Consider the following 14,372-nt stretch of genomic DNA (forward strand, 5'->3'; position numbering starts at 1 on the left):
AGTCAAATTACTTTTTTATGGTATATTACCACTTTAACATATTATTATATTGTTTATGCACGGAAACAATTCTTTTACAAAACACCTAATTTTTAGGTGTATAGCAACACGCCTATGCGTTATTTTTAGTTCTTTATTTTTTGTTATTTCTTGTAGTTCTGGTGATGGTTCGTCCTCGGAGAAAAAAGACCCTACAGAAGACACACAGGCTGAAGAACAAGATGTTAACCAAGATAACAACACTAACAATAATGAAAATAGCAATGGTTTAAACGCCAATATGCCGCCTTCTACAAATTTTAATTTAGCTACCTGGAATATTAGTATTCCTATAGATGAAGATAACAATAACAAAGCCGATACCGTTAAGGAAAACGAACTTAACAATGGGTTTACTAATGACAATTACTTTTATACCGCAGCAGATGGTGGTATGGTATTTAAATGTCCTATAGATGGCTTTAAAACTTCTGAAAACACCAAGTATACCAGAACAGAATTGCGAGAAATGCTACGCGCTGGCAATACTAATATAGACACACAAGGTGTTACTAAAAATAACTGGGTTTTTGGTAGTGCACCACAACAAGATATAACCAATGCTGGCGGTTATGATGGCGAATTACACGCAACATTAGCCGTAAACCACGTTACCACAACTGGTGACGATGACCAAGTAGGAAGAGTTATTATTGGCCAAATACACGCTAATGATGATGAGCCACTGCGTATTTACTACCGCAAATTACCTAATAACACTTTAGGGAGTATTTATATAGCACATGAAGAAAATGCTGCTGCCGAAACCTATTACGATCTTATAGGTAGCCGTTCTAAAAGTGCAGCCAACCCAGAAGATGGTATTGCTTTAGATGAAAAATTTAGCTACAGTGTAAAAGTTACAGGCAATAATATGTGGGTTACCATTAACAGAGACGGCAAAGATGCTATTGAACAATTTGTAGATATGACCAACAGTGGTTACGATGTTGGCGGACAGTATATGTATTTTAAAGCTGGCGTGTACAACCAAAACAATACCGGTACTGCTACAGATTATGTACAGGCTACTTTTTATAGCTTAGAGAGTGGGCATAGTGAATAAGGAGTTATTTTCTTAATTCTAATAATTTTAAAATAGATTCTCCTACAGTTGTAGATAATTCTCCGTTTTCATTTAAAACAGAAACATAACCCAATTTACATTGATGATCTATTTCTGATGCTTCATTTGTATTATAGAGGGAATAATCATCTGTTTTATAGGTTTTAAATGAGTTATTCCTGAAATTACCAGGATATAACAAAAGAGCTTTTTGGGCGTCCCAGAAACGACAGTAGGCATACATTTGACGCAAATCACCAACTGAAGCAGAACTTTTTTGAGGTCTTTTCCATTTAGTATCAATAATAAAGGCCTTATCTCCTGTTCTTAAAACAATATCTGGTTTTAAATAATTGGCTCCCCAAAACGATTTTGTTTCTTGTCCAGAAATATCTATTCCGCTTGCTTCTGATATTTCTTGCAACTGCTTTAAAATATAAGTTTCCCAAAGCTCGTTCATATCAAAAAGTAAAGACAACATTTTTTCTTTGCCACTGGCAATATCTGGCGAATAGTTTAAAATAATTAAACGTGCTAACTCTAAAGCATAACTATATCCATTAGACTTTCTGTTTAATTGTATTGTATTTAACTCCTTTGCAGTTATAGTTTTATTAGCTACTTCCGGAAAATTTAATTGTATTCTATTGGCTAAATCTTGCAGTCTAGAACCATTTGTAAAAAGAGATACAATACCTAATGCTTTTTGTAGCACTTGATGTAGTAAATGATCAGCATCATATACTTGGTGTTTTGTATAAAAACGTTCCTTGTGTATTATATTACGACGTAAATGACCTGCAAACTCTAGCTTGCCCTTTAATGCTTTTGTATTTTTAGTCTCCTTTCTATATTGCTTAATAAGTCCTTTACGCATCAGACTTTCTACTTCTAACAAGTAAAGTTCAAAATAGACCTCCAAAAGGTTTAAGTGCTTTCTTTTTACATTTGCTGCTCCAGTAGATTTTGCCTTTAATTTACCACAAGATTGAAGCATTTTTAACAGAACTCCCTTCCATTTAGCGTCATCATCGTCTCTATCTGCTTTAGGGTTGATTTCTATTGTTAAACCATCTACTTGGATAACCCCAACATATTGGTTAAATTTTATACCTTTTGCTATAGGCTGAAAATAAGTACCGTTATGGTACTCATTTAATCTTAAAAGCGCATCTAAATGAGCTTGTTTAAAGCCTTGTTCACCAATAGTTAAGCGTTGGTGTTCAAAAACAGATATCGCCTTTAGAGTTTTCAAATTAATTATTATCGGTGTTAAAAATGTTTTTTACAGCTTCTATTATGTTTTCAGAAGTTACTTTCTTTAAGTGATACGTAGGCGTAATAAAATCTTCTTTACCTTCATATTTAAAACTTGAAAAATTGAGGTCTTTATTCTTTTTTTCCTCAACAAAACCATCTCCTAAAACCAAACCTATTTTTCCATAATCGCCATAAAAATACTCTTGTAGTAAAGGCACTATTTTATTATTAAAAACATTAGCTAATTTCTTTTTTTTATCTAATCCAATAAAGTAAGAGTGCCCAATAGTGTGGTCTCTATCTATTAACAAGGCTATACGTTCATTAATTGTTTTTAAAACATCAGCTAACTTTATACCATCTACTTCTTCACTCTTAATAACATTATAGTTAGGCATCATTTCCTTAAACTCAAACCTACGTCTTAAAGCTGTATCTAAAGCCTCTACAGATCTATCTGCGGTATTCATAGTACCATAAATATCTAAATTTTTTGGCACACTAAATTCTTTTTTAGAATATGGCAATGTAATACTCATTTCATTTTTGGTGCCTTTTCTTTTATCTGTCTCAATAAGGGTTATTAATTCTCCAAAGATTGCTGAAACATTCCCCCTATTTACTTCGTCTATAAAAATAGCATATCTTTTAGATGGATCATTTTTAGCTTTAATACATAAATCTTTAAATATCCCATCTTCAATTCTATAGCCTAAATCACCTGCTTCCTCAATATTTTCAGGAAGAATTGGTTTTATACCTTCAATAAAGTCTTCATAAGCAAAGGATTGATGAAAAGTAACAAAATTATAGTGCTTAACAACTTTATCTGGATCTGGATTGTAGTTTTCTACTGAATCTCTAAAATCATATAGTTCAGGAGTCAACTCCTTTACTTCTTCTTCTAAAATTTCCCAATAAGAATCTTCCGTTTTATTAAAAATTAGAGGTTGTTGTCTACTAGACACATTTACGTGTTTACACTCATTAACTGTATGACTTTGCAATTGCCCCCAAAGTGTTGGTCTTATTGTTTTAGAGTTTGATAAGCTAGCTTTTTTCTGAACCCACTTATGCTCAAAAATGTTAGTTACTTTAGATTTACCTAAATCTAATAGAGCTATAGCAATTACCTGCCACCAAGAACAATTACCTACTACTGTTTCAAAATGTTGTTCTTTGGTAATTGATGTTTGTTTGGATGTATACTTTTCAAACAATTCATTTTTAAAAAAGTATGTTTTTCCTGTTCCTGGAGGACCGTATAATATTTGGTTAATAGGTTTAAACTCTTTGTTGCTTTTTGTGCTAATTATAGATTCTTCATTTAAAAAATCTATAAAGGATTTTACAGATGCAGAATAAAAGCCACTATTACCATAAGAAGGAGCTTTTTCGTAATAATATCTACCACTCTCATTTCCTTGATGTTTTATTAAATCTTTGTATAATAATGTAAGGGACTCTATATCGTTTTCTAAATAAATATCTTTGGCTAAAATTTCATTTAAAATTTCAATGGCTCTTAAGTAAGAATTAACTTTATTACTCTTTTCATTTCCTTTTAACCAATTAGAATATTTTTCCCTTATTAAAGTTGATTGATCAGTTTTAGAATGCTTTGTTGGTGCAGTTTTAAGACGCTTTTTAAGCTTGTTTAGCATTTTATTAAACTCATTTGTTGTAAACCTGTAACCTTTAAATTCTGGATTATCTAATTTAATTTCTGCAATTGCATTATTTACAGCAGGTATTAAAATATTTAATTCTTTGTCTACATCAACTAACATAGTTTCTAAGGATGTATAACTACTTTTTATTTGCTTTGTATGAAGTATTAGTTTTTTATTTTCATCAGGACTTATATAGGAAAAACCTATGGAACTTTCAATAGATTTTTTTACTTTGAGCAAAAGTTCTATGATAGATTTATTTTGAAGATCGTTGTAATTTTTACTCTGTACAAACTCAAATCTGTAACTATATGTATCTTTTGAGTAACTAAAAATAAGGGTTATACAACCACCCGTTGACCCTGGGTAACCACCTGTTGGTATATTCCAAAAGGTCATTCCAAAATATTTTGATTTTTCCCTACCAATAAAATAATCTTCCTCTGCCCCTTTAGAACCTTTTTTCCTTAAAGAAAACGTAAAATCAGAATCTTTTTTGTGTTTTTGAATTAACCATTCAAAAACTGCCTTTTCATATTCTTTGTAGTTAATCATAAATAATAGTATATTATTTTTTAAACTCTAACTCCTCATAACAGTCAAAAAAATGATTAGCATTTACTACAAAATTTTTTAATTCTTTAATTTTATACAAAGGCTTATCAATATCACCGCTACGGTAAGCTAAATCTTTACTATGTGCTAACCTGTTTTACTGCTTCTATATTTTTTTTAAATTTATCCGACACTAACTTTTTTGAAGCAGCAAAAAGCAGTAAGTCATTTAAATAAAAGCTTTGAAATTCTACTAAATCTTTACGCTTTTTTATGAGTTGCTCTCACTTCTCATTATTACTTGGCATACATTGATTATATATGTTTTACCAAAATTTGTTGGTGCTTCCTTTTTCTTGCATCCAATTCAATAATGAATTATTAGTTTCTCCTACAACAATCAAGTACTCTCTTAACATGCGTTCAATATTGTAACTAGCTTTGTAAAACTCTATATTTAAAAAATCATTATTATAATCTACAATGTGTACACTCCTTTAATAATATCTTCCTCAATCACAAACATAACTTCATCATGATCACCATTTTCAAATTTATTTATGGTGTTTTCATCAAATAGCCGGTTAAAAGGATGACATATAAGGTTATCTGTTAAAGGTACTTTAGTAAATTTATTTTCATTTAATTTATAAATAGTTTTTCTGTCTGCACCTGGTAAATGAGATATTCCATTCTTTTCACAAAACGCTATTAAGCTCTACTCTTTTCCCTTATCATAAAAGATAAGATCTTTAACATATATATTTGAAATTGTAGCATACTTTACAGATTCTATCATTACATAATACTTTTACAAATCTCCCTTAAAAGCTTGATCTAACAAACTGCTCTTTAAGGCTTTTAAATGATTTAGTTTTTGGTTTTGGGTTTCCAGTACTTTTGATTGTAATTCTAAAATACCATCTATTCTTTTAGCAGCAATTACCTGGTCCTCTCTTTTGAGCATTGGTAACTGCATTGCTCTTACTTCCTTTAATGTAACCCTTGGTCTAGTTGAACCTTGAGTTTTACTTTTTAATTGTTTTATAAAAAATTCTGAATTTATTCCTGCAACTACATAAGGTTTGTAATGTTTACTTTCATCAATTCTAATTCTGATAATATCTGATGAGATTACTCCTCTATCAACTCCATGGACATCTTCCACAACACAACATTTACCCAAAGGATCTCCTAGTTTTGTCATAACAATATCTCCAGAGATATAAGAATGACTTGAAAGAAATTCTGCTTTCTCTTCAGTTACAAACATTATGTTTTTCTCTTTAAAATTAAATCTATCAACGTTTTGAAGTCTAATTATAGGATAGCCTTTATCGACATATTCTGATGCTTTAAGATTAGAACCAAATGGACCACCAACCATATCCTTTTTCGGATTTTTACAAAAAGTCATTAAAGGTTTATTATATTTCTCCAACCTCCCAAACTCCTCATCCAAAACACTCCCCATCAAAGCCTGCGTATGTGCAATATTGTCTTCCAACAAACCAATAGCTTTATCTATTTTGGCAAATAAACCATCTAATTTAGCAACGATGCGTTGTTGTTCTGCTAATGGTGGTAATGGGATTTTGAGGTTTCGAGCTGTACTAATAGTTAAGGTTCCGACAGTTGCACCAGAGGATTTTTTGTTGATTTGATTTTTAATTAATCTTGTTTTAAAAGCATATTCAATAAACCTAGAATCAGTATCACTTTTCTTTTCAAACCATAAAACAGAGGCATCTTTAAAGTAAAACTTATCCGATTTCTTAACTAAATAACATTGACCTAAAGTACCAACAGCGGAAATAATGATATCATCCTCTTTTGGAAAGCCTCTATCCTTAGTGTATTGGTCATACAATTTTTCAGAAATAAATAATTCATTATTTACAAAACCATTTTGAGCAAGTTTCACAACTTCTCTTGCTCTATAAAAAGGAACCCCTTCAGTTTTCCAATCTGATTTTAACACTCTCTTACTTGATTTGATTTCAAATAAATTCGATAAATTTTCTTCTTCCCACTTACCCATCAATCAACTGTTCTATTTGGTTTAGTAATGTGTTTATTTCGGTATCATTTTGCTTAATCGCAGTTAATAGCTCTTTTGGGCTTTGGTGTATTACTTCAACTACTTTGTGTGGGTTTTTGGCGCTCAGGTCGAAGTCTTTTATGTCTGTAACGTTTACTGTCCAATCGTTGCACTCGTTACCAGTCTTAGCATTGGTTGCATTACGTTTTTTTGGGTTGTGAAATAGGTGTACAAACTCTTTAATATGCTCGTAAGCAATCGGCTTATTTTTGGTAAGCTTGTAAGGTGGTGTTACGTCGTAATACCAAATATCACTGGTTGCACCTTTTCTATCAAAATATATAATATTGGTTTTTACACCACTATAAGGCAAAAACACACCAGATGGTAAACTTACAATAGTATGTACATTAAAGTTTTCTAGCAAGGTTTGTTTTACTTTGGTAAAGGCATTATTGGTTTGAAACAATACCCCTTCTGGCACTACAATTGCTGCCCTACCTTCTAGCTTTAGCATTTTCATAAAATGCTGCATAAAAAGTATTTCGGTAGCGTTACTTTCTACAGGAAAGTTTTGTTGTATTTGCTTTTTCTCTTTCCCGCCAAAAGGTGGATTTGCTAAAATAACATCGTGTCTGTCTTTTTCTTGATAATCGCGTATATTTTGGGTTAAGGTATTACCTTTATATACGTTTGGACTTTCTATACCGTGGAGAATCATATTCATCATACCCATTACGTAACCCAAACTGGTTTTTTCTTGCCCGAAGAAGGTGTCGTTTTGTATGGTTTCCCAATCTTTTGCAGAGAGTTTTTCTTTTTTATCGCCAGCAGTTAAGAAATCGAATGCTTCTACCAAAAAACCACCAGAACCAACAGCTCCATCGTAAATGGTATCGCCTACTTTAATGTCTGTAGTTTCTACCATAGCTTTAATAATGGCTCTTGGTGTGTAAAACTCACCAGAATTTCCACCATCACTACCCATGCTTTTTAGTAAGTTTTCGTACACTTGAGATAGCTCAAACAACTCATCACTACTCTGGAAATCTAAGGCATCTATAATATCTAAGACTTCACGTAAAGTATGTCCGCTTGCAATACGGTTATCTAAATACTCAAAAATGGCACCTATTTTATAGGTCAATGTTTTTGGGTCATTAGTCGTGCTTTTAAACGCTTTTAAATACGGAAACAAGGTATTGTTTACATACTCTATTAAATCGTCTCCAGAATTGGCACGTTTAACATCTAGTTTTCCGTTTTCATCTTTTGGGCACGCCCATTGGTGCCAACGTAAATCTTTACGTAGTACATAATTATAGTCTGTACCTTCTAAAAAGGCTTCGTCTGCTTTATTGTCTTCGTAATCGTTTAGGAACTTAAGAAACAGAATCCAAGAGATTTGCTCTGTGTAGTGCATAGCACCAGAAATACCATCGTCTCTACGAAGGATATCCGTAATTCTATCTATGTTGTTTTGTATGCTCATTTAGTGTTTTAATTTGTGTCTTTTTGCTAGCTAATAAGTTGTAGATAATTAAGGTACATTGCTTAATTAAGAAATATTAATTCCATATTTCTTCAATTTTCTAGGTAAAATATCATCAATGCTTTGTATATCTTTATCGTTAAGTTCAATTAAACTAAACCCCTCACGTGCATAAATCTCAAGTTTCTTTTTTTTACGCGCAGCATACTTTTCATTCTCTTCCAATCCCCAAAATTCAATAAAAACATTGCCTTTAAGTATATAAAAATCAGAAAGCACATCTTCATCAATACCTGGAAGCCTACGCTCATAAGCGTGTGCAATCCCGTTACGATATAAATAATCATCAATCATTGCCTCTGCTCTACTCCTAACTCTATGACCATCTTGTGTTCTGTAATCAGCAGAATATTTTTGTCTATATTCATCTACATCTGTATACTTCTCGTTAGAAGATAAATTATTTTCTTTGTAATTATTTCCTGTAGCAACATTTATAGAATCGAGAAAGCTCCTGTTTTTCAATATACTTTTATCCCAAATTACATAAGGTGATCCATTTTGGGCTTCCAATTCAATTCCTCCATTTTTAGAACCAAACTTAGTTACATTCCAACCTCCAACATTCGATTTCTCTATCCAACCTAATTCTGCCAAAATAGTATTTATTTTTTGAGCCGAAATACTAAATTCCTTTCCTATTGTTGAAGAGTTTATTTTATCTGATTTATTTATTTTTTGATTAATGTCAAGATTTATTGGCCACACTACATAATCTCCATATCTGGGGTTATATTTTGTATTTCCACCTGCAATTTTTCCTTCTTTTGTTAACGTCCAAATGCCTTCTTTTTTAATTAGCCATCCTTTTTTTTTAAATTCATTAAATAATTCTTTAGAATCTATTTCTCTTTCTTTAGCTAAAGCCGTCGTTGATACGTATTTCATTAATTATTTATTGCTTTTATTTTATATATTAAATACTGAAAACTCTTAACTTTTTAAGAGAATTCATCTTTACTTAATTCAGTTTAATTTTATCCTGCTCTATAAATATTTTCTTGTAGTTTATAATATGCACCTAAAAGTGTTTTCATATCACCAAAAGCAGTTTTGGCATCTTTAGGTGTACCCAGTTTCAGTTTTACTAAATCGCCTAGTTTGTCACGTTGTAACTCCTCAATACCATAATCTTCGTAATGTTTTAATATAAATTCTAAAAAATCACGAGCTTCTAGGTTTTTGTAAACTTCAAAAAATTCGGGTTCATCTTTAACAAATTTCACACGTTGTTTACGTGTTATTAAATTAGAATTGAAAGATATATGAGATAAGACATCAAAAATATCACATTCTTGTGTAGCAATCATATTTCGTAAGTCATTTAATTGTTCATTATCAAAACCTAAATCGCCTAATTGTTTTAGTAAATCTCCACGAGTATCCGGGTTAGACCAGATTTTACGTAAATGTTCTTCGTTTTTATAAATTGAAGGTAATTCCCCTATTAGTTTCTCTAAAAACTCACGAGCTGTTAATGGTTTTCCGTTTTCGTCAATATAACGCGTATCTATATCTGTTACTTTTAATTTTCGTCCATTGCTTAAAGAAATTATTAATTTTTCTTTACGCTCATAAGGTTCTCCTGGCTCGTTTACTTTTCGTGGTGGTCTTGTCTTTGGCCTCCCTCCTTTTCCTGTGGGGTCTACAGGTTCTCCATCCCAATCTTCATCATAAAACAAGTTGGTTGCTCCTACAAAATCGATGATGGTAAAAAAATCTTTACCATCAAATACACGTGTACCACGACCTATAATTTGTTTAAACTCTACCATAGAACCAATAGGTGCTGTTAAAACAATATTGCGTACATTTCTAGCATCAACACCAGTAGTCAACATTTTAGAAGAGGTTAGTATTACCGGAATGTCTTTATCATTATCTTGAAAAGCTTCTAATAATTCTCTTCCGTGTTTACCTTCGTCACTGGTAATACGTACACAGTAATTTATATCTGTAACTGTTTTGTATTTGTTAATGTAATCTCTTAAATCTAACGCATGATCTTGATTGGCACAAAAAACAATGGTTTTATCCATTTTACCTATTTGCTTTAAAATGGTTTGTGCTACTAATTCAATTCTTTGCTTTACAGTAATACTTTTGTTAAAATCATCGATTTCATATCGATCTTTTGTAATTTCTCCTTGCAAGATTTTGCTATCGTTTGTATGAATATATTCATCAATATTTGTAGTTACTCGTTTTACCTTGTAGGGCGTTAAAAATCCATCTTGTATTCCTTCTTTTAGGGAATACTCATAAATAGGCTTTCCAAAATATTTATAGGTATCAACATTGTCATCTCTTTTTGGAGTAGCAGTTAAACCCAAATGTATGGCAGGTTTAAAATGATCTAGAATCTCTCTCCATGATCCTGCTTCATTTGCACTTCCTCTGTGGCACTCGTCAATAACAATTAAATCGAAAAAGTCACTAGGATACTCTTTGTAAAAACCACCAATATCTTCACGTTCTGCAATGGCTTGATAAATTGCAAAGAATATATAGGCATTAGTTGGTACAACTCCATTACGTTTACGTACTTCTTCTCCATCAATCTTAATAACATCTTTTTCGTAAGGATTAAAAGTGTTAATAGCTTGGTCTGCTAGTACATTTCTATCTGCAAGAAATAAAACTCTTGGTCTTCTGCCGTTTCCATCTAGATTCCATTTTGCTGTTAAAAGTTTATGCACGATCTGAAATGAAATAAATGTTTTTCCTGTACCGGTAGCTAGGGTTAAAAGGATGCGGTCTTCACCATCAGCAATAGATTCCATTACCTTGTTTACCGCAATTTCTTGATAGTAGCGTGGACCAAAATTACCCGTTAATAAAAACGGAATTTTATGAAGTTTTTCTTTTAAGGCATTCTTTTTTCCAAAAAGCCTATTGTATAAATCTTGTGGTGTTGGAAAATTATCTACATAATCTCCCCTCCCCGTTTGTCTATTAAACTCATAAATTTGATCTCCATTAGTGGCATAAACAAACTTAATTTTTAACTTCTTTGCATAATCTAAAACTTGTTGTAGGCCTTTTGTTGGGTGATCACTAAGTTTTTTAGCTTCAATAATAGCCAAATTGGTATTATTATATTTTAATAAATAATCTAGAAATAAACGTTTACCTCTTTTATTGCCTAGTAATTTTCTACCATCAGTAAAATAATACTCTCTAACAATATGTACCGGTTCCCATTGACTATCAACTAATTTAGGATCTATAAAATTAGCCCTTGTGTCAGATTCTGAAATATGTTTGGTCATTGGTTTTAAAAAATAAAATCGGGGGCTAGTTAAACTAAAATTTAAATATACTTATTTACTATAAATTCTTACTCGTAAATATCCTAAAAAACAATATGCTTTTTTTACACATTTCCGTATTCCTGTAAAACAATACTACTAAAAAAAATTACAATTAACTGCTGTTATTTACTACACTAACAACTGTAATTGTAAAACTACTGTTGCTTAGTTTTAACCTAGTAATGTAAATTTATTTTACGTAATAACACTCCATTATTGTATAACTGGTAGTGTTTTGTTTATAAATGGCACCTAAATACATAAAACCTTAGAAAAAAAGGTTACAAAACAAAAAAGCCCAAAAAGGGCTTTTACAACTAAATTTATATAGGGTTGCTTTAGTGTTCTAAATTATGCAATGCTAGTATAGGCACATTTGTATTGTTACCCAGGTCTTTTACCATTGGGTTAGAGAATATACTGCCAAAAAAACTGTGTTTTTTGTTTACAAAGGCTATCATACCGCTATCTCTACTCTGCACAAAAGAACGTACACCATTATGCAGGTTTTGGTTGTATAGTTTATGGTGTGTATATGTAGTGGGCTCTAACAGTGTGTTTAGTAGTGCTTTGTTTTCTATTTGCTTAGTACTAAAATCTAAGTTTTTTTGGATGTACAATACGCGTATTGGTGCATTGGTTAGGCTTGCAATTTCTACTAAAACAGCCAATTCTGCCTTAGTATAGGTTGTTTTAAAACTGGTAGGAAAAACAATTTCTGATGGTGCTTTGTATGTAATATGCCCCGGAATGGCTAGTACTGGGCAACCTCTAACTTTTTCCATAGTTACTACTGCATTACTGCCTAAAATTAGGTGCTTGCTGTCTGTTTCTCCTCTTGTACCCATTACCACCAATGTAATAGTATTGTTTTTTATAGTGTTTTTTAGGTTGTCTGTAAGGTCGCCAATTTCTATAAGATATTTAAATGTATGGTTGGTGCTTGTAACAGTAAACGGAGGTTGAGTTTTTAATTCTTCCATCTTTTTTTCTGCTGCTTCTTTTGCTGCCGTTAGAGTTTGATCTACATTATCTACGCTTATAAGATTGCTTTTAGCATAACCTGGTACATAGCAAGAATGTAGTATAAAAAACTCACATTGCTCTTCTTTATATAGCTGAACGGCATAGTGTATTGCATTAGTAGAGTTTTTAGAAAAATCTGTGGGTAATAGTATCTTTTTTTTCATAACAACTGGTTTTTAACTGATTAAAATTTTAAATGCGTGGTACTAAAAATGCTATGTAAACGTGCTTAGTGTTTTAAAAACTAAAACACATCAACCTATAAAAAAACAAACCTAACTTTTACAATTATTGGTTGTAAACTACTAACGACTAAGGTTTTGTAGTACTAAAAATGGTATTTTAATTTGCAACCCTATTTCTTCTATAGTAGAGCTGTAAAGTATGTTTTCTAGGTAGGAGTGCCTGCGATTTACCATTACTAACATATCTATTTTGTGTGCTGCTATGGTATTATTTATACTTGCTGTTATGTCTGTACCAGAGCTATTTAAGTGACTAAAGCTATTGTCTTTAAATGTGGCATCTAAAAACATTTTATTGTCTAGTTGCCTGTATGATGATGGTTTAAAGTCTGACACATACAAGAAGTTTACCGTTGCACTATAGTTTTTTGCCAACGTACTTAGCAACTTTAACTCTCTGCGTTTATAGGCCAGCATATAGTCCGTAGGAAAAAGTATGTTTTTAGGGTACTCTCTGTGGTAACCTGCTGGTACTGCCAAAACCGGACACTCTACATATTTTATAACTTGTAATGTGTTGCTACCAAAGGTTATGTTACGGCTATTTGTTTTGCCTTTAGTGCCCATAACAACCAAATCTGCATTTTGTTGTTCTAAAATTTGATTTACCTCGTCTACCAAGCTGCCAAAGCAAGATACATAGGTGTATTTGTGTTTTGGATTAGGAGATGCTTCTAGTATTTCTGCAACTTCTTTTTGTAATGCTGTTTCTATTTTTTGTTGATAAGCATTTTTATATTCCTCAAAACCTTCCCTATCTAATGTAGTTGTGTTTTTATACACTTCATCTGCAAAGGCGTGTATTATTGTTATTTCGCTAATATCATGTTTAAATAAATGTATGGCATACATTATGGCATTCATAGCAGTTTCTGAAAAATCTGTGGGAATAACTATTTTTTTCATTACATAGTGGTTTTTAATTACACACTAATATAACCGCTAAACACCAGGTATAAAATGACTTATATCATACAAATGCATTTAAAAATGCACTAAATTTTAAGGATGTCTGTTGGTGTTTCTATTAAAATGGTAATATCACCTCTTACTGCAATGGGTTGCTTCATTATAGTAGGGTTGTGTTGTATCATTTTAATCCAATCGTTGGTAGAAAAGTTATGAGGCTCAAAATTTTTCTTGTATTCAGGGTGCTGCTGGTTTACCAAGTCTGCAACCGAGATCTGCAACCTATCTGCAAGCTCTATAATTTGTGTGCCTGTAAGTTTTTCTTTTAAAATGTCTACTTCTTGCACTATAAAACCTTCTGTTTTTGCATACGCTATGGTTTGCTTTGCCCTAACAGAATCTGAACTATAATACAACGTAATTTGCCTATAAGACGTAGCTATTTCTCCCATATTTTTGTATTTATATATTGCAGCTTACTTTTTAAGTATGGTGCTTTAATAGTTGTTTTAAACGCTCTAAATAGTCTTGCAGTGCCTTTTTGTTTAAATGCGAACTATGACTTTCTTTAAGTGTAGTTGGGTTTTCATTTAAATTACGATAAAGCTCTGGGTAATTGGTCTCTATCTCTGTAGTTAGGTCTGTAATCTCTTTTAAAATATGGTCTGCACTTTCCATAACTTATGTGTTAC

The 14,372-nt window shown here is 31.8% G+C and carries 11 protein-coding genes; 1 reads left to right on the forward strand and 10 read right to left on the reverse strand.

All coding sequences use genetic code 11. The features are described from left to right. Positions 1-55 precede the first annotated feature (55 nt). Positions 56-1,105, forward strand: a complete 1,050-nt coding sequence (locus CELLY_RS15320) for a polysaccharide lyase family 7 protein (RefSeq protein ID WP_013622610.1) — start codon at positions 56-58, stop codon at positions 1,103-1,105. A gap of 4 nt (positions 1,106-1,109) precedes the next feature. Here the strand turns inward: CELLY_RS15320 and CELLY_RS15325 are convergent, their stop codons facing one another. The 10 genes from CELLY_RS15325 to CELLY_RS15370 form a co-directional block, all read right to left on the reverse strand. Further along, positions 1,110-2,360: an McrC family protein gene (locus CELLY_RS15325; RefSeq protein WP_013622611.1), complete on the reverse strand. Its 1,251-nt coding sequence runs from the start codon at positions 2,358-2,360 to the stop codon at positions 1,110-1,112. Between the two features lies 1 nt (position 2,361). Next, on the reverse strand, positions 2,362-4,593 hold the full coding sequence (locus CELLY_RS16780) for an McrB family protein (RefSeq protein WP_013622612.1): 2,232 nt from the start codon (positions 4,591-4,593) through the stop codon (positions 2,362-2,364). Positions 4,594-5,404: 811 nt separating this feature from the next. Next, positions 5,405-6,634, reverse strand: a complete 1,230-nt coding sequence (locus CELLY_RS16785) for a restriction endonuclease subunit S (protein WP_013622613.1) — start codon at positions 6,632-6,634, stop codon at positions 5,405-5,407. Then, positions 6,627-8,126: a class I SAM-dependent DNA methyltransferase gene (locus tag CELLY_RS15340; RefSeq protein WP_013622614.1), complete on the reverse strand. Its 1,500-nt coding sequence runs from the start codon at positions 8,124-8,126 to the stop codon at positions 6,627-6,629. Before CELLY_RS15340 ends, CELLY_RS16785 begins: the two co-directional genes overlap by 8 nt. 66 nt (positions 8,127-8,192) lie before the next feature. After that, positions 8,193-9,074 (reverse strand): hypothetical protein, encoded by an 882-nt coding sequence (locus CELLY_RS15345; protein ID WP_013622615.1) that lies wholly within the window; start codon positions 9,072-9,074, stop codon positions 8,193-8,195. Between the two features lie 89 nt (positions 9,075-9,163). Further along, a complete protein-coding gene (hsdR, locus tag CELLY_RS15350) occupies positions 9,164-11,458 on the reverse strand; it encodes an EcoAI/FtnUII family type I restriction enzme subunit R (RefSeq protein WP_013622616.1) in 2,295 nt (764 codons plus the stop codon). A gap of 380 nt (positions 11,459-11,838) precedes the next feature. After that, positions 11,839-12,690: a universal stress protein gene (locus CELLY_RS15355; protein ID WP_013622617.1), complete on the reverse strand. Its 852-nt coding sequence runs from the start codon at positions 12,688-12,690 to the stop codon at positions 11,839-11,841. A gap of 141 nt (positions 12,691-12,831) precedes the next feature. Next, positions 12,832-13,677 (reverse strand): universal stress protein, encoded by an 846-nt coding sequence (locus CELLY_RS15360; protein ID WP_013622618.1) that lies wholly within the window; start codon positions 13,675-13,677, stop codon positions 12,832-12,834. A gap of 89 nt (positions 13,678-13,766) precedes the next feature. Then, the gene (locus CELLY_RS15365; RefSeq protein WP_013622619.1) at positions 13,767-14,132 is read right to left on the reverse strand and encodes an arsenate reductase family protein; all 366 of its coding nucleotides are present in this window, start codon (positions 14,130-14,132) and stop codon (positions 13,767-13,769) included. 31 nt (positions 14,133-14,163) lie between these two features. Further along, positions 14,164-14,358 (reverse strand): hypothetical protein, encoded by a 195-nt coding sequence (locus CELLY_RS15370; protein WP_013622620.1) that lies wholly within the window; start codon positions 14,356-14,358, stop codon positions 14,164-14,166. Positions 14,359-14,372 lie beyond the last annotated feature (14 nt).

Source organism: Cellulophaga lytica DSM 7489, from assembly GCF_000190595.1.
Classification (GTDB): Bacteria; Bacteroidota; Bacteroidia; order Flavobacteriales; family Flavobacteriaceae; genus Cellulophaga; species Cellulophaga lytica.

Excerpts from the sequence above, each read along its gene's own strand:
- CELLY_RS15345 (WP_013622615.1), bottom strand. The coding sequence starts at position 9,074 with ATGAAATACGTATCAACGACGGCTTTAGCTAAAGAAAGAGAAATAGAT.
- CELLY_RS15340 (WP_013622614.1), bottom strand. The coding sequence starts at position 8,126 with ATGAGCATACAAAACAACATAGATAGAATTACGGATATCCTTCGTAGA.
- CELLY_RS15365 (WP_013622619.1), bottom strand. The coding sequence starts at position 14,132 with ATGGGAGAAATAGCTACGTCTTATAGGCAAATTACGTTGTATTATAGT.
- CELLY_RS15360 (WP_013622618.1), bottom strand. The coding sequence starts at position 13,677 with ATGAAAAAAATAGTTATTCCCACAGATTTTTCAGAAACTGCTATGAAT.
- CELLY_RS15370 (WP_013622620.1), bottom strand. The coding sequence starts at position 14,358 with ATGGAAAGTGCAGACCATATTTTAAAAGAGATTACAGACCTAACTACA.
- CELLY_RS15355 (WP_013622617.1), bottom strand. The coding sequence starts at position 12,690 with ATGAAAAAAAAGATACTATTACCCACAGATTTTTCTAAAAACTCTACT.
- CELLY_RS16785 (WP_013622613.1), bottom strand. The coding sequence starts at position 6,634 with ATGGGTAAGTGGGAAGAAGAAAATTTATCGAATTTATTTGAAATCAAA.
- hsdR (WP_013622616.1), bottom strand. The coding sequence starts at position 11,458 with ATGACCAAACATATTTCAGAATCTGACACAAGGGCTAATTTTATAGAT.
- CELLY_RS16780 (WP_013622612.1), bottom strand. The coding sequence starts at position 4,593 with ATGATTAACTACAAAGAATATGAAAAGGCAGTTTTTGAATGGTTAATT.
- CELLY_RS15320 (WP_013622610.1), top strand. The coding sequence starts at position 56 with ATGCACGGAAACAATTCTTTTACAAAACACCTAATTTTTAGGTGTATA.